Origin of the sequence: Mesorhizobium sp. CA4 (genome assembly GCF_020165075.1) — a bacterium.
GTDB lineage: Bacteria > Pseudomonadota > Alphaproteobacteria > Rhizobiales > Rhizobiaceae > Mesorhizobium.
The window spans coordinates 221402-238137 of the sequence record NZ_JAIUHK010000002.1 but is presented as its reverse complement, the minus strand read 5'-3'; the positions used below and the strand labels follow the sequence as shown (position 1 = coordinate 238137).

Genomic DNA, 16736 nt, shown 5'->3' with positions numbered 1-16736 from the left:
GCGACCCATGAAAACCATCACCGAATTTCCCCGCAAAGTCGTCGAGTTTCCGGATATGGGCATCGTCATGCCGGACGGTTGCCGGCTGTCGGCGCGCGTGTGGATGCCGGAGGACGCCACCGACGATCCGGTACCCGCGATCCTCGAGCACCTGCCTTATCGCAAGCGCGACGGCACCATCTTTCGCGATCAGCTCACCCATCCCTATTTCGCCGGCCACGGCTACGCCTCGATCCGCGTAGACATGCGCGGCAACGGCGATTCCGAAGGGCTGATGGACGACGAATATTCCGAGCAGGAATTGCAGGACGCCTGCGACGTCATCGCCTGGGCGGCCGCGCAGCCCTGGTGCAACGGCAACGTCGGCATGATGGGCATTTCCTGGGGTGGCTTCAACTGCCTGCAGGTGGCGGCGAAGCAGCCGCCGGCACTGAAGGCGGTGATCAGCCTGTGCTCGACGGTCGACCGCTATGCCGACGACATCCATTATAAGGGCGGCTGCCTGCTCTTGGAAAATTTCGGCTGGGCCTCGACGATGCTGTCCTATTCGTCGCGGCCGCCGGATCCCGCGATCGCCGGCGGCAATCGCTGGCGGGACCTGTGGCTTAGCCGGCTGGAGAACCAGCCCTTCCTTCTGCCGCTCTGGCTCAACCACCAGCATCGCGACGTCTATTGGAAACGCGGCTCGATCTGCGAGGATTTTTCGGCGGTGAAAGCGGCCGTGCTGTCGATCGGCGGCTGGCATGACGGCTACCGCAACACGATTTCCAATCTGGTCACCAACATCCAGTCGCCAGTCAAAGGTATCGTCGGTCCCTGGATCCACAAATACCCGCACTACGCCGGACCCAAGCCGGCGATCGGCTTCCTGCAGGAGGCGCTGCGCTGGTGGGACCGCTGGCTGAAGGGGGCGGAGACCGGCGTCGAGGCCGATCCGGATTACCGCGCCTATGTCATGGACAGCGTGCGGCCGGCGCGCTGGCACCCGGAACGGCCGGGCCGCTGGGTGGCGGAGCAGCAATGGCCGTCGCCGAACGTCAAGATCGAGGCGATCGGACTCATTCCCGACGGCGCCAAGCCCTCGATCGTCGCTTCACCGCAGACCTGCGGCCTTGCCGGCGGCGAATATTTTCCCTTCACCTTCGGGCCGGAACTGCCGGGCGACCAGCGCCCCGACGATGCGCTGTCGGTGTGCTTCGACCAACAGCTCGGCGAGGCGATCGACATCGTCGGGGCGCCGGAGATCGAGGTCCGGCTTGCCTCCGATCGGCCGCAGGCCAACGTCGCGGTGCGGCTTTGCGACGTGCATCCGGACGGTGCCTCGGAGCTGATCTCCTATGGCGTGCTCAATCTGACCCACCGCAGCTCGCACGAATTTCCCGAACCGTTGGTTCCCGGCGAGTCGGTTTCGGCGCGCGTCGTGCTCGACCAGTGCGCCTACCGGGTGCCGGCCGGCCACAAATTGCGCGTCGCCGTTTCGACCGCCTACTGGCCGATGATCTGGCCTTCGCCGGAGCCGGTGCGGCTTGATCTCGCGCAGGCGACGCTAAAGCTGCCGCTGCGCCCACCGGCGAAAGGCAATGAAGCTTCGTTCCCAGAGCCGGAAGGCGCGACGCCGTGGGCGACCGAGACGATCCGGCCGGCGAATTCCGAACGCCATGTCGACCGCGACGAGAAGACCGGCCTGGTCACGCTTTCCATAACCGACGATTTCGGCGCGGTGCGTGACCTCGACCACGGACTGGTCAATGGCAGCATCGTGCGCGAGACATGGACGATCCATCCCGACGACCCGCTGTCGGCCACCGGGGCCACGCATTGGACGCAAACATTGTCGCGCAATGAATGGTCGGTGCGGACCGAAACCTTTGCCGGGATGCGATCGGACGCCGCAAACTTCATCGTCAGCGCCAGAATCGAGGCCTATGAGGGCGAAAAGCTGGTCTTCGAACGCGACTTCGAGCAGACGATTCCCCGCTCCATGGTTTGAGCCGAAGCAAGATTGGTCCAATTGCGACGTACGATTTACGCCACGGTATGTCGCATTCGGTCTTGCCTGCCGCTTTCCCTTACGGTCATTATCTCCTCCAATAGCAAGAAACGACCATAAGGTCGGATACCCAGAGTGAGGAACCATAATGTCTAACGAACTCGACTATCTCAGCCGGCGAGTCGCGGCCGGAAAACTTAGCCGTCGCGACTTCCTCGGTCGCGCCGCCGCGCTCGGCGTTACCGCCACCTTTGCCAACTCGCTGCTCTCCAGCGCCGTGCGCGCCGCCGGCCCGGTCAAGGGCGGCACGCTGAAGGCCGGCCTGGTCGGCGGTGAATCCACCAACAGCCTCGATCCGGCCCTGTTCATGACCCAGGTGCCCTTTGCTTTCGGCAAGATGTGGGGCGAATTGATCGTGGAGCTCTCGCCCGACGGCAAGCTGGAGAACCGCATCGCCGAGGAGATCGGCTCTTCGGACGACGCCAAGGTCTGGACGCTGAAAATCCGCGACGGCATCGAATTCCACAACGGCAAGACCGTTACCGCACAAGACGTCGCTGCCACGCTCGAGCGCCATTCGGACGAGAAGTCCAAGTCCGGAGCGCTGGGCTACATGAAGGGCATCGACACCATCAAGGTCAACGGCAAGGAAGTCGTGCTGACGCTGAAGGAGCCCAACGCCGACCTCCCCTACCTCCTCAGCGACTATCACCTGATCGTGCAGCCGAACGGCGGCAAGGACAAGGCCGATGCGGGCATCGGCGCCGGTCCGTACAAGGTCAAGGTCAATGAGCCCGGCGTGCGCCATGGCGGCGAACGCTTCGCCAATTACTGGCAGGGCGACAAGATGGGCCACGCCGACCAGATCGAAATCATCGTCATCAACGATGCGACGGCGCGCACGGCGGCCCTGCAGGGCGGCCAGGTCAACATGATCAACCGCGTCGAGCCGAAGATCGTCGATCTGATCAAGCGCGTGCCTGGCGTCACCATCCGCAACCACTCCGGTCCGGGCCATTACGTGTTCATCATGCATTGCAACACGGCACCGTTCGACAACAACGATCTCAGGATGGCGTTGAAGCTGGCGATCGACCGCGAGGAGATGTTGAAAAAAGTGCTGCGCGGCTACGGCTCGCTCGGCAACGATTTCCCGATCAATGCCTCGTACCCGCTATTCACCGAGATCGAGCAGCGCAAGTACGATCCGGACAAGGCCAAATTCCACTACAAGAAGTCCGGCCATGACGGCGCCGTGCTGCTCAGGACCTCGGATGTCGCCTTCCCCGGCGCTGTCGATGCATCCCAGCTTTTCCAGCAGAGCGCCGCCAAAGCCGGCATCAAGATCGAGCTCAAGCGAGAGCCCGGCGACGGCTATTGGAACGAAGTCTGGAACAAGCAGCCCTTCTGCGCCTCCTATTGGGGCGGCCGGTCTACACAGGACCAGATGTACTCGACCGCCTATCTGTCGACCGCCGACTGGAACGACACGCGTTTCAAGCGCCCGGACTTCGACAAGATGGTGCTGGCCGCGCGCGCCGAGCTCGACGAGGCCAAGCGCAAGGCAATGTACCACGACATGGCCGTCATGGTGCGCGACGAAGGCGGCCTGATCCTGCCGATGTTCAATCAGTTCATCGACGCGACAGGCCCCAAGGTGGCGGGCTGGGTGGAGGATCCGCATCAGGAGCTTTGCAACGGCTACGCGCTGGCGAAGTGCTGGCTCGAAGCCTGAGCACGGCCTTGCGGAGATGTCCTCACCCATCGTGAAACTGGTGGCCCAGCGCATTGCGCTGGGCATCCTCCTTCTGCTGGCCGTTTCGGTCCTGATCTTCGCCGGCACGCAGATTCTGCCCGGCGACGTCGCGCAAGCCATCCTTGGACAATCGGCGACCCCGGAGTCGCTGGCCAATCTGCGCGAGCAGCTCGGGCTCAACCAGCCTGCCTATATCCGTTACTTCCACTGGCTGGGCGGCGTGCTGACCGGCGACCTCGGCACAGCCATGTCGAGCGGCCAGGACATCGCGACATCGATCAAGGAACGGCTGTGGAACACGCTGTTCCTGGCCTTCTGGGCGGCCATCGTGGCTATCCCGCTGGCGATCACGTTTGGGCTGATCGCGGTGCGCTACCGCAATGGCTGGGTCGACAAGCTGATCTCCGGCGTGGCGCTTGCCTCGACCTCCTTCCCGGAGTTCTTCATCGGCTATCTGCTCGTCTTCTACTTCGCGGTCCAGCACCAGTGGTTCCCGGCCATCTCGACCGTCTATGACGGAATGTCTTTGGGTGAGCGCCTGCAGGCCATCGCGCTGCCTGCGGCGGCGCTGACTCTGGTGGTGCTCGCCCACATGATGCGCATGACGCGCGCGGCGATCCTGAACGTCATGCAGTCGGCCTATGTCGAGACGGCGGAACTCAAGGGGCTGTCGGCCGCTGCCGTTATCCGCAAGCATGCCTTCCCGAACGCGATCGCGCCGATCATCAATGTCGTCATGCTCAACCTTGCCTATCTGGTGGTCGGCGTCGTCGTGGTCGAGGTGATCTTTGTCTATCCAGGCATGGGGCAATATCTGGTCGACCACGTCACCAAGCGCGACGTGCCGGTCGTCCAGGCGGTCGGCCTGATCTTCGCCGCCGTTTATATCACCCTCAACATCGTCGCGGACATTGCGGCGATCGTCGCCAATCCGCGACTCAGGCATCCGAGGTAGGGGGCGGCCGATATGCTCGATATCAGACGCATCCCCCTGCCATCGCTGGCCGGCCTGGTGCTGACCGCGCTGTTCGTGCTGGCGGCAATCTTCGCGCCCTTGATCGCGCCGCACGGCAACGCCGAGATCGTCGGCGACGTGTGGGAGCCGATGTCGGCCGCGCACTGGCTGGGCACCGACAATCTCGGCCGCGATCTGTTGTCGCGCATGATCTACGGCGCCCGCATCACGCTGTTCATCGCGGTGCTGGCGACGGCACTGTCTTTCTCGCTCGGCGCCATTCTCGGCTTTTCGGCGGCGGTATTCGGCGGCTGGTACGACACGATCCTGTCGCGGCTCGTCGACCTCCTCATGTCGATTCCGACGCTGATCATGGGCCTCGTCGTGCTTTCGGTGCTGCCGTCGAACCTGGTGACGCTGATCCTGGTCATGGGCATCCTCGATTCGACCCGCGTCTACCGACTGTCGCGCGCGGTCGCCGTCGATATCAACGTCATGGACTATGTCGAGGCGGCGAAGCTGCGTGGCGAAGGCAGCGGCTGGATCATCTTCCGCGAGATCCTGCCCAATGCGCTGTCGCCGCTGGTCTCGGAACTCGGACTGCGCTTCATTTATGCCGTGCTGTTCCTGTCGACACTGTCCTTCCTCGGCCTCGGCGTGCAGCCGCCGGATGCCGACTGGGGCGGCATGGTCAAGGAGAACAAGGACGGCATCGTGTTCGGCATTCCGGCGGCGCTCATCCCGGCGGCGGCGATCGCGGCACTTGCGATCTCGGTCAATCTCGTCGCCGACTGGGTGCTCAATCGCACGACAAGCCTGAAGGGAGGACGCGGCTGATGGTTGACGGCAAAGCAAAGTCCGGTCCTCTCCTCGACATCCGCAACCTGCGCATCGAAGCGACGGTCTATCCGCCGGGTGAAGCACCGAGGACCATTACGCTTGTCCACGACGTCTCGCTGACGCTGGAAAAGGGGAAGGTGCTTGGGCTGATCGGCGAGTCCGGCGCCGGCAAGTCGACCATCGGCCTGTCGTCGATGGGCTATGGCCGCGGCGGCGTTCGGATTACCGGCGGCGAGGTCATCCTCAACGGCCGCGACATACTGAAAGGCGGCAAGGAAGGCCTGCGCAAGCTGCGCGGCCGCGAAGTCTGTTATGTCGCCCAGTCGGCTGCGGCGGCCTTCAATCCGGCGCACCGGCTGATGGACCAGGTGGTGGAGGCTACGCTCCTGCACGGCACCGCGACCCGCGCCGAGGCCGAGAAACGCGCCGTCGCCCTGTTCAGGAAGCTCAGCCTGCCCAATCCCGAAACGATCGGCCAACGCTTCCCGCACCAGGTGTCGGGCGGCCAGCTGCAGCGTGTGATGACGGCGATGGCGCTGTGCTCGGAGCCGGACCTGATCGTCTTCGACGAGCCGACGACGGCCCTCGACGTGACGACGCAGATCGACGTGCTGTCAGCGATCAAGGATGCCATCCGCGACACGCATGTCGCGGCCCTTTACATCACCCACGACCTGGCCGTCGTGGCGCAGGTGTCCGACGAGATCATGGTGCTGCGTCACGGGCGGCTGGTCGAATGGGGCGGCACCCGCCAGATCATCAAGGAGCCGCGCCAGGAATACACCAACGCCCTGGTCTCGGTGCATGAGATCGAACACCAGGAACAGCAGCCGGGCACGGCGCCGATGCTGTCGGTGAAGAACGTGACGGCCGCCTATGGCGGCGGCCACGTCAAGGTGCTGAAGAACGTTTCGGTCGACATCTTTCCGGGCCAGACGCTGGCCGTGGTCGGCGAGAGCGGTTCCGGCAAATCGACGCTGGCGCGCGCCATCACCGGTCTCTTGCCGCCCGAGCAAGGTGGCGTCGTCTTCGACGGCCGCACGCTTGCCAACAGGCTCGCCGACCGACCGAAGGAGGATCTGCGCCAGCTGCAGATGATCTACCAGATGGCCGACGTGGCGATGAATCCGCGCCAGACGGTGGGCACCATCATCGGCCGGCCGCTGGAGTTCTATTTCGGAATGAGGGGCCGCGAACGCGACAAGCGCGTCGCTGAGCTGCTCGACGAAATCGAGATGGGCAAGGGTTTCATCGATCGCTATCCGGCCGAGCTTTCCGGCGGCCAGAAGCAGCGCGTCTGCATCGCCCGCTCGCTCGCCGCCAAGCCGAAGCTGATCATCTGCGACGAGGTGACCTCGGCGCTCGATCCGCTGGTCGCCCACGGCATCCTCAAGCTCTTGCTCAACTTGCAGCAGATCGAGAAGGTGGCCTACCTCTTCATCACCCACGACCTCGCGACAGTGAAGTCGATCGCCGATTCGATCGCGGTGATGTATCGCGGCGAGGTGGTGCGCTACGGCTCCAAGAGCAAGGTTCTGACGCCGCCCTTCGACGCTTACACCGACCTTCTGTTGTCCTCCGTTCCCGAAATGGAGATCGGCTGGCTGGAGAAGGCCATCAAGGGACGGCGCATGGAAAGCGCTGGAAACTGACTGAATTCCCGCAGAACTGTTAAGCGGCTTTCCGCACGGAGGAGCGTCGCCGCTAACACCAAGAAGGTGGGTGGCTGGGTGAAGAACCCCAATGGCGAGATGACGGACGGCTACGCGCTCTGCGAGTGCTGGCTGAACGCCTGATATCAGGCTATCCAAAGCAGCGCCGGGTGTCCGCGCGATGCACGGCGCTTCCGTTTCGAAAAACAACCACAGGGACGTCCCGTGCCGCTCAAATCCAAACTGCTGCTCATCATCCTCGACGGCGTGCCCTACCGGAACTGGCGCCGCCTGATGGGCAATCTGGAGGGCTGGGCGCAGTCGGGCGAGGCGCAGGTGTGGAAGATGCGCTCCGTGCTGCCGTCGACGTCCGCCTGCTGCTACGCCTCGATTCACACCGGTGTCACGCCTCAGGTGCACGGCATTCTTACCAACGAGAACCGCTTTCGCGTCACGCAGCCGGACATTTTTTCGGAAGTGAGCAAGGCCGGCGGCAAGACAGGCGCCGTGACCCATTCCTACTGGTCGGAATTCTTCCGTTCGTATCCGTTCGACCTTATCGAGGACATGGAGTTCGACGAGCCGGGCGGGCCGATCACGCATGGCCGCTTCCACACCATGACCGGCTACAATCTCAAGAACCAGATGACGCCAAGCGACGTCGACCTGTTCGCGACGCTGACGATGCTGAACAAACGCCATGGCATCGATTACGGCATCCTGCACACCTGCACGCTGGACTCGATGGGCCATCGCTTCGGCCATGACTGCCACGAGATGGATCATGCCTGCTACGCGATGGACGGCATGCTCGCCGCCTTCCTGCCGCAATGGCGCCAAGCCGGCTATGAAGTGATCGTGACGGCCGACCATGGCCAGACCGATCGTGGCCACCATGGCGGCCATGACGATGAGATGCAGGATTTCGCGCTCTATTATTTCGGACCCGCGAAGGGGCCTGAGGCCGACACGCTGCTCGACCAGCTGCAGCTCGCACCGACAGTGCTGAGCCGGCTTGGGGTGACGATACCGGAGACGATGGGGGCCAAGGCGTTTTTGGGGTGAGGCGCGGCCTTGCCTTCTCCCCTTGTTGTGGGAGAAGGTGTCGCCGAAGGCGACGGATGAGGGGGCTCCAGGGAAAGCCGACGTCTCACTCCGCTGGAACACCCCTCATCGTCTCGGCGCTATCGCGCCGATCCACCTTCTCCCACAACAAGGGGAGAAGGAGAAACCCTGCCCTCTGGCAACACTCACTTTCTTCAGTTAGCCTCCAAGAAATCCTTGGCGGAGGGTGAACCTTTTTGGACCGATCAGCGACAGAGCTTCGAGGAGCCAGGCGGCTCGACCGGCCATGAATGCGACGACGGAAACCGATCGCGCGCTCGTCGACCGGGTCGCGAAGGGCGACCGGGCTGCCGTTCGGCTCCTGTTCATGCGTCACCACGCGCGGATCTACCGCTTCGTGGCGCGCCAGACGGGATCGGAAATGATGGCCGACGATATCGCGAACGAGGTTTTTCTCGAACTGTGGAAACAGGCGCCCGGCTTCGAGGGCCGCTCCGAAGTCTCGACATGGCTGCTCGGCATCGCCCGCTTCAAGGCGCTCTCCATGCTGCGCAAGAGGAAGGAAGACTGGATCGACGACGACGATGCGGCCCAGGTTCCCGACGGCGCCGACACGCCCGAAGTCGTCACCATGAAGGAAGACAAAGCCGCAGCCTTGCGCCGCTTCGTCGATGCCTTGGCCGAGGAACACCGCACGGTGATCGACCTTGCCTATTACCACGGTCAGTCGGTGAGCGAGATCGGCGAGGTGCTCGGCATTCCGGTCGCCACCGTCAAGACCAGGATGTTCTACGCCCGCAAGAAACTCGGCGAAGCCCTCAAGGCCGCCGGTTACGACAGGGGTTGGCCATGAGCGCCGCTGAAAAGATGTCGCGCCGCGACGCGATGGAGACGCTGCTGCCGTTCTATCTGAACGGCTCGCTGGAAGGCGCCGAGCTGGAGGCCGTCGAGGAATGGCTGGCCACCGATCCAGCGGCGCTTGCCGCCCTTGGCGAGGCCGAGGCCGAGTTCTCCGGCACCGCCGCCGCCAATGAAGCGATCCGCCCGCCCGCCGATGCGCTCAGCCGTTTTACCAGGGCGCTCGACGCCGAGGCCGGGCCGGTGCGCGCGCCCGGCCAATCCTGGCTGGCAAAAGTCTTCGGCCGGGTGACGGCAATGCCTGCCGGCGTCGCCTGGGCGGCTGCCGCGGCGCTGCTTGCGCTGGTCATCGTGCAGTCCTTCGAACAGCCGGGCGGCAAGGGCAACGACTTCGAAGTCGCCGGCGCCCAGGACGATCTGGCGAAGCTGCCTTTCGCGCTGGTGAAGTTCAAGCCGGATGCGAAGATGGCCGATATCGCCGCCTTCCTCGGCCAGAACGGGTTGAAGATCGCCGGCGGCCCGACCGCCGACGGCGTGTTCCACCTGACGATCCCCGCCAGCACGGCGGCCGATTACGACAAGCTTGTCGGCCTTATTGCCGCCCAGCCTTTCGCGGAGGCTGTGGTGCAGGGAAGGAAACCGGCCGATGGCGGCTAACCCGCTTACAGGAAACGTGCGCCGCGGTCGGGCTCGGCGACTTCGCCGTAGCCTTCCGCCCGGAATTGCGTCGAGGCCGAGAGTCATTCTTCATGCTGTGATCCTCGCGGCGGCCTTTGTCGCCGCGCCCGCATTCGCACAGACCAACGACCCCAATCTGACGCAAAAACAGCTCGATTGCCTAAAGGCGACCGGCGGCGGCTGCGATAAGGATGGCGGCACCAAGAACGGCGCCGGGACGCCGGGCCCGGCCACGGGCGGCGCGGTGTTCCTGCCGGCGCTGATCGTCGATCTCTTTCCGAACTCGCCGGCGCCCACGGCCCCGCAAACGCCGGCACCGTCCAACGGAACATCGTCGTCGGAAGGTTCGAACAACACGCCGCCACCCGCTCCGGCGCCAAGCGGGCCGGTCACAGTGCCGCAAGGTCTCAACCTGGCGGAGCCGCCGCGCGCGATCGCCGGCGAGTTCGTGCCCGACGAGGTGCTGGTGACGGTCGACGGCGGCGCTGGCGTCGTGCAGCAGATCGCCAATTCCTTCGGCCTGCAGGTGCGCTCGCAGCGCCAGTCGTGGCTGCTCGGCACCACTTTGGTGCGCTTCGGCATCACCGACGGGCGGCCTGTCGGCGTGGTGCTGGCGCAGCTTGCCGCCGACGGCCGCACGCGGCGCCGCGAGCCCAACCATATCTACACGCTGCAGCAGGCGGCCGGCATCGTGAACTATGCCTTCGACCGCATCGCGCTCGATTCGAAAGAGGCGAGCGGCGAGAATGTGCGCATCGCCGTCATCGACACCGGCATCGACGACACCAATCCCGCGCTCGCCAGCGTGATTGCCGGCCAATACGACGCCATGCCCAATGTGCCGATCGAGAAGCGCGACCACGGCACCTCTGTCGACGGGCTGATCGCCGGCGTCGGTCCGCTGGAAGGCATGGCGCCGGGCGCCAGGATCTATCACGCGCGCGCCTTCGAAGGCGGCAAGTCGACCATGGACGTCATCCTCTCGGCGCTCGACTGGGCGGCCGAGCAGCATGTGCGCATCATCAATATGAGCTTCGTCGGGCCGAAGAACGACCTGCTCGGCGCCGCCTGCCGCAATGCCCGGGCACTCGGCATGGTGCTGGTGGCTGCCGCCGGCAACAATGGACCGAAGGCGCCCTATGGCTATCCGGCCGCCTTTGACGGCGTGATCGCGGTGACCGCCACCGACGCCAAGGACGGGCTGATGCCGCAGGCCAATCGCGGCGCCTATGTCTTCATCTCGGCGCCGGGCGTCGAGATGGTGGCGCCAAGCGGCGCGGGGTCGGGTGTGGTGACCGGCACGTCCTTCGCCGCCGCAATCGTGTCCGGCGCCATCGCCAATCTGATCCACGCCGCGCCCGACCGCACGGCCGACGATATCGAGAAAGCGCTGGCGGCCACGGCCAAGGATCTCGGGCCTAAGGGGCGCGACAATGACTTCGGCTATGGTTTGCTGGACATCAAGGCGGCCGGAGCAGCGAAGGAGTGAGTCCAGGCAGTCGGCTATGCTGATTGCCGAGATGCGAACAAACGGTTGCCCATTTAAAGAGCCGGACCTAGCCGGACAGGGCTTCCATCATAGAAACGCGACAGCCGGAAACGGCTGAGATCGTGCCCGGTTTCATTTCCCTGGATCATGTCGGAGACGACGCGGCCGATACCAGGTCCGATGCCGAATCCGTGGCCGCTCATTCCCGTCGCGACGAAAAGACCGCCGATTGCTTGCACCTGATCGACGACGGGGACGACATCGGGCATGGCGTCGATCATACCGCCCCAGCCGACCTTCAGGCGAACCGTCTCGAACCGGGGGAAAAGCTGTGTGAAATTGCGCTGGATCGAGCGAAGCTTTGCCGGCTCGGGGGCCGGGTTGAGCACGCGCATTCTCTCGAAAGGACTTTCTGAATCCGGCGCCCAATCGCGCGGCGTCGACCAGCCATCGGGGTAGCCCGATGGAGCGAAGGGGAAATAGCGCGTTCCGAACGGATTGTCCCTGAGGGCGGGAAGATACTGGGTGGCGTGCCGGAATGCGTCAGGCCCAAGGTAAAGCAAGTGGCTGCCGCCCGCGGCGAGCGTGTATCCGCCATCCTGTCTGCGCCGGAAAGCGATATGGTCGTCGGCCGCCGCACCTGAATAGACCTCAGGCATGGGTTCTGTCGCAGCTGTGGTCACCCTGACGCTGAGCTGGGGGATGGCCACGCCGTGTCTTCGCAAGAAGAGGGATGACCAGGCGCCGCCCGCGACCAGCACGCTGGAGGCCCCGATATATCCCGCTTCGGTCCACACGCCCTTGATCCTTCCGGCCGAGATTTCGAGAGTGCGCGCCGCGCAATTCTCGACGATCCTGGCGCCTTTTCGCACGGCAAGCCTGGCCAGCGCCCGCACCGCCAACCAGGGCTCGGCGCGCATGTCGGAGGGCGTCGTCATCGCGCCCTTGAACCTGCGCGACATGCCGCTGATGAGTTTTGCGGTTTCGTCGGCGTCCAAAAGGCGGGTGTCGAGCTTATGGATCGCGGCGATCTTCATGAATTCTTCGAACTTGGCCATGTCCTTGTCGGAGTTCGCCAGGTAGGTCACGCCTGTCTGGTTCAGCCCGATGTCTTCGCCGCATTCATCGGCCAGTTGCCGCCACAGACGGGACGCCTCAATGACGATCGGCAGCTCATCCGCGTCTCGTCCCTGCTTTCTGATCCAGCCCCAGTTTCGCGAGGACTGTTCGGCGGCAACGCGGCCTTTTTCCAACAGCGTCACCGGAATGTTGCGGGAGGCAAGGAAGAGGGCCGTCGTTACGCCTATGACACCGCCACCGACGATCACCACCTCCGAAGTCTTCGGCGGAGGACCAGGATGTTGGATTGGATCCGCTTCGGTGAACGGGAATGTAGGCAATGGCGCACTCTGAGGAGCTGATTGACGGTCTGGCTTACTGGTTGTTACCGTCAAACATCAGGAGCAGCCGAAGGCGGACCGTTGTCCCAAGACAGTAGCCCGGAAGGCGGCAGCGGTGAAGTTGTTGGATCAGGCGCTATACCGGCGCCCCCGCCACCGACCCGCGCACAACCAGATCCACCGGCCATACCTCGCCGCGCGCGCCATCTTCCAGCCCCGATATGCGGGCCGCCAGCCGCTCGGCGATGCGGGCGCCTGCGAGGCGGATCGACGAGCGTGTCGTCGACAGCGGCACCGGGAAATTCTCCGGCCGCAGCCAGGGGAAGACGTCGTCATGGGCAATCAGCGAGAGGTCGCCCGGAATGGTGAGGCCGAGATCGCGCACGGCGCGCACGACGCCCAGCGCCATGATCAGACTGGAGCAGACGATCGCCGTCGGCGGCTCAGCGTCCTCGAGCAGGCGGCGGGCGGCGCGGTAGCCGTTTTCCTCGGTCATGGCCACCGAGCGGATGTGGCGCTCGCCGAGCGTCAGCCCGCTCGCGGCAAGCGCCCGGCGCATGCCGCGCTCGCGGTGGATGGCGAAGGTCTCGCGCTCGTTGCCGTTGATCAGCGCCAGGCGCTGGTGGCCAAGCTGGACCAGCAGGCGCGCCGCTTCGTGGAAGGCGCCCTCATTGTCGATGTCGAGATAGGGATAGTCGAAGTCGAAACCCTCGCTGCGGCCATGGACGACGAACGGAATGCCCAGCGTGTTGACCAGCGCCAGTCGCTTGTCGGCCGGACGCGGCGAGGAGATGTAAACGGCGTCGACCTGGCGGTTGGCGACGATGCGCCGGTAGGTCGTTTCCTCGTCGTCGGCGTCGGCGGGCGAAAGCACAAGGTCGAGCTCGTGCGCACGCGCATAGTCGCCGAGGCCGGAGAGGAATTCGACGAAGTGCGGATCGATGTCGACGGCGGCCCCGGTCGGCAGCACATAGCCGATCATTCCCGACTTGCCGGTGGCGAGCCGGCGCGCGCTGGGGTTGGGTCGGTAGCCATGGCGCTTGGCGGCGTCCACAACCCGGCGCCGGGTCTCCTCGTTGACCTCGGGGTAGCCGTTCAGCGCCCGGCTCACCGTGGTCTGCGAGAGCGACAGCATATGCGACAGCTGCTTGAGGTTCATCGGAGGCCTCCAGCCTCAAAGCGCTTTCAATTTTGAATCGGTCTGACGATTGTTGGCGAGATCATCAAGCATGACGACCTTAGAGGCCAGACAGCGTCGTTTGAAGCAAAATTGCTGCTGCAGCGCCAAAAAAGCATGCTGCGCTGCACTTTTTTCGCTTAATCTTCTCTTCCTTAAATCGATTAATGACGTCGCCCACTTGACTCCAAGGCGATTCAATGGCGAGATCAAAATAGCCAAAGCGCTTTGGAAGTCTCTTCGAAAGGTTGCGGTTGCCCTTTCGCTGAGTCACAGTTCCGCGGCGTCGGCGGACGAAATGGAGGTTTCGTCCTTTTTGTGATCACTGGGAGGACTTGCGATGAAGAAAATGCTTCTCTTGGGTGCGGCATTCGCGGCACTCACCCTCAGCCTGCCGGCGCAAGCCGAACTGAAGTTCAAGCCGGGCGAGGATTCGAAATTTCATTGGGCCAATTACGACGACCTCAAGAAGGTCGACCTCAAGGGCGAGACGCTGACGATCTTCGGGCCGTGGCGCGGCGAGGACGAGGCGCTTGTCCGATCCGTTCTCGACTATTTCCAGGAAGCGACCGGCGCTGAGGTGAAATATTCCTCGTCCGAGAATTATGAGCAGCAGATCGTCATCGACACCCAGGCCGGCAGCCCGCCCAACATCGCCGTCCTGCCGCAGCCGGGCCTCATCCAGGATCTTGCTTCCAAGGGCGTGCTGACCCCGCTGGGCGACGACGTCGCGGCCTGGATCAAGGAAAATTACGCCGCCGGCGACTCCTGGGCCAAGCTCGGCACGTATACGGGCAAGGACGGCAAATCGGGCTTCTATGCCTTTCCCTACAAGATCGACGTGAAGGGGCTCGTCTGGTACTCGCCCGACAATTTCGACGAAGCCGGCTACAAGGTGCCGAAGACCCAGGAAGAACTCGCCGATCTCGAAAAGAAGATCGTCGCCGACGGCGGCAAGCCTTGGTGCATCGGGCTGGGTTCGGGCGGCGCCACCGGCTGGCCGGCGACCGACTGGGTCGAGGACATCATGCTGAGGACGCAGCCGCCGGAAGTCTACGACAAGTGGGTGAAGAACGAGATTCCGTTCACCGACCCGGCCGTTGTCAACGCCATCGACATCTTCGGCAAGATCGCCACCGACGACAAGATGGTGGACGGCGGCGCCAAGGCGGTCGCGGCGACCGACTTCCGCGACAGCCCGAAGGGCCTCTTCACCGTGCCGCCCAAGTGCTACATGCACCACCAGGCATCGTTCATCCCCTCCTTCTTCCCGGAAAACGTGAAGCTCGGCCAGGACGCCGACTTCTTCCCCTACCCGCCTTACGCCTCCAAGCCGGAACTGGGCACGCCGCTGGAAGTGGCCGGAACGCTGGTGATGATCACCAAGGATTCCAAGGCCTCGCGCGAATTCATCAAGTTCCTCGAGATGCCGCTCGCGCATGAATTGTGGATGGCGCAGAAGAGCTTCGTCACCCCCTTCAAGGCGGCCAACAAGGAGGCCTATGGCAGCGACGCGCTGAAGAAGCAGGGCGAGATCCTGGTCGGCGCCACGACGGTCCGGTTCGACGGATCCGACCTGATGCCGGGCAAGATCGGCGCGGGTTCGTTCTGGACCGGCATGGTCGACCTGGTGGGCGGCAAGTCCGCGCAGGACGTCGCCGCCGACATCCAGAAAAGCTGGGACGGCATCAAATAGCATCCTGAAATCTTCCTAATCCTCCTACTGGACCCGGGCTACGGCCCGGGTCCGACCGGCGGTCCGCGCCGGAAGCCTTCGCGTTTCGATTGTTCCGAATAACCGAAAGTCGGTGCATCCGATCGCCAGCCTCGGCCGGCCGGTCATGCGCAGGGAGAGGGACCCATGGCGGCTCAGATTTTCTCGGCCATATTCGTCATCATCATCGGCGTCGGCGGCTGTGTCGCCTATTTCTGGGGCGCCAACAAACTGCTCGATCTCGTCTTCCCGTCACGCGGCGTCTCGGGCACCGCCGCCGTCGACAATTTGCGCCGGCAGGGAATGGTGCGGCCCTGGCTGTTCGTCGGGCCGGCGATGATCATCCTAGCCATCTACCTGATCTACCCGGTGATCGCGACGCTTTGGCTCTCCTTCTTCGACCGCGGCGGCACCAATTTCGTCGGGCTCGCCAATTATGAATGGGCGGTCAGCGATCATGATTTGCGCAATTCGATCTTCAACAACATCCTGTGGCTGGCCGTGGTGCCGGCTGCCTGCACCTTCCTCGGCCTGATCATCGCCGTGCTCACCGACAAGATCTGGTGGGGCACCATCGCCAAGAGCCTGATCTTCCTGCCGCTGGCGATCTCCTTCGTCGGCGCCAGCGTGATCTGGAAATTCATCTACGAGTATCGCGGCGAGGGCCAGGTGCAGATCGGCCTGCTCAACGCCATCATCCAATATTTCGGCGGCCAGCCGCAGGTTTGGATATCGCTGCCGTTCTGGAACAATTTCTTCCTGATGATCATCCTGATCTGGATCCAGACCGGCTTTGCGATGGTCATCCTGTCGTCGGCGCTACGCGGCATTCCGGAAGAGACGCTGGAAGCGGCCGTGATCGACGGCGCCAACCCGTTCCAGATCTTCTGGAAGATCATGGTGCCGCAAATCTGGGGCACGATCGCCGTGGTGTGGACCACCATCACCATCCTGGTGCTGAAAGTGTTCGACATCGTGCTGACCATGACCAACGGCCAGTGGAATACACAGGTGCTCGCCAATCTGATGTTCGATTGGATGTTCCGCGGCGGCGGCGATTTCGGCCGCGGCGCCACCATCGCCATCATCATCATGATCGCGGTCATCCCGATCATGGTCTGGAACATCCGCCAGGCCAACAAAGAGACGGGAGGGCACTGAG

At 63.8% G+C, this 16736-nt stretch carries 14 protein-coding genes; 11 read left to right on the top strand and 3 right to left on the bottom strand.

The genetic code is table 11. From position 1 onward, the window contains the following. Positions 1 to 7: 7 nt before the first annotated feature. The 9 genes from LB528_RS02750 to LB528_RS02710 all read left to right on the top strand — a co-directional run bounded on the left by LB528_RS02750 (position 8) and on the right by LB528_RS02710 (position 11283). Positions 8 to 1990: a CocE/NonD family hydrolase gene (locus LB528_RS02750; RefSeq protein WP_224713751.1), complete on the top strand. Its 1983-nt coding sequence runs from the start codon at positions 8 to 10 to the stop codon at positions 1988 to 1990. Between the two features lie 148 nt (positions 1991 to 2138). Next, complete coding sequence (locus tag LB528_RS02745; RefSeq protein WP_224713750.1) at positions 2139 to 3725, top strand: ABC transporter substrate-binding protein; 1587 nt, start codon at positions 2139 to 2141, stop codon at positions 3723 to 3725. 16 nt (positions 3726 to 3741) lie between these two features. Then, complete coding sequence (locus tag LB528_RS02740; RefSeq protein ID WP_224713749.1) at positions 3742 to 4701, top strand: ABC transporter permease; 960 nt, start codon at positions 3742 to 3744, stop codon at positions 4699 to 4701. A 12-nt stretch (positions 4702 to 4713) separates the two neighbouring features. Next, positions 4714 to 5538, top strand: coding sequence for an ABC transporter permease (locus tag LB528_RS02735; protein WP_224511772.1), 825 nt, complete (start codon positions 4714 to 4716; stop codon positions 5536 to 5538). After that, on the top strand, positions 5538 to 7193 hold the full coding sequence (locus LB528_RS02730) for an ABC transporter ATP-binding protein (protein WP_224713748.1): 1656 nt from the start codon (positions 5538 to 5540) through the stop codon (positions 7191 to 7193). Before LB528_RS02735 ends, LB528_RS02730 begins: the two co-directional genes overlap by 1 nt. Positions 7194 to 7418: 225 nt before the next feature. Beyond that, entirely contained in the window at positions 7419 to 8258 is an 840-nt protein-coding gene (locus LB528_RS02725) for an alkaline phosphatase family protein (protein WP_224511776.1), read from the top strand. Positions 8259 to 8544: 286 nt separating this feature from the next. Then, on the top strand, positions 8545 to 9111 hold the full coding sequence (locus LB528_RS02720; protein WP_224511778.1) for a sigma-70 family RNA polymerase sigma factor: 567 nt from the start codon (positions 8545 to 8547) through the stop codon (positions 9109 to 9111). Beyond that, on the top strand, positions 9108 to 9773 hold the full coding sequence (locus LB528_RS02715) for an anti-sigma factor (RefSeq protein WP_224713747.1): 666 nt from the start codon (positions 9108 to 9110) through the stop codon (positions 9771 to 9773). Before LB528_RS02720 ends, LB528_RS02715 begins: the two co-directional genes overlap by 4 nt. A 97-nt stretch (positions 9774 to 9870) precedes the next feature. Beyond that, a complete protein-coding gene (locus tag LB528_RS02710; protein ID WP_224713746.1) occupies positions 9871 to 11283 on the top strand; it encodes a S8 family serine peptidase in 1413 nt (470 codons plus the stop codon). Between the two features lie 53 nt (positions 11284 to 11336). Here LB528_RS02710 and LB528_RS02705 read toward each other — a convergent pair whose 3' ends face one another. The 3 genes from LB528_RS02705 to LB528_RS02695 all read right to left on the bottom strand — a co-directional run bounded on the left by LB528_RS02705 (position 11337) and on the right by LB528_RS02695 (position 14082). Beyond that, on the bottom strand, positions 11337 to 12683 hold the full coding sequence (locus LB528_RS02705) for an NAD(P)/FAD-dependent oxidoreductase (protein ID WP_224713745.1): 1347 nt from the start codon (positions 12681 to 12683) through the stop codon (positions 11337 to 11339). Between the two features lie 136 nt (positions 12684 to 12819). Continuing rightward, entirely contained in the window at positions 12820 to 13842 is a 1023-nt protein-coding gene (locus tag LB528_RS02700) for a substrate-binding domain-containing protein (RefSeq protein ID WP_224713744.1), read from the bottom strand. A 15-nt stretch (positions 13843 to 13857) separates the two neighbouring features. Next, entirely contained in the window at positions 13858 to 14082 is a 225-nt protein-coding gene (locus LB528_RS02695) for a hypothetical protein (RefSeq protein WP_224713743.1), read from the bottom strand. Between the two features lie 118 nt (positions 14083 to 14200). Between LB528_RS02695 and LB528_RS02690 the strand changes: the two genes are divergently transcribed. Further along, positions 14201 to 15556: an ABC transporter substrate-binding protein gene (locus LB528_RS02690; protein WP_095768191.1), complete on the top strand. Its 1356-nt coding sequence runs from the start codon at positions 14201 to 14203 to the stop codon at positions 15554 to 15556. Between the two features lie 165 nt (positions 15557 to 15721). After that, on the top strand, positions 15722 to 16735 hold the full coding sequence (locus LB528_RS02685; protein WP_095768190.1) for a carbohydrate ABC transporter permease: 1014 nt from the start codon (positions 15722 to 15724) through the stop codon (positions 16733 to 16735). Position 16736 lies beyond the last annotated feature (1 nt).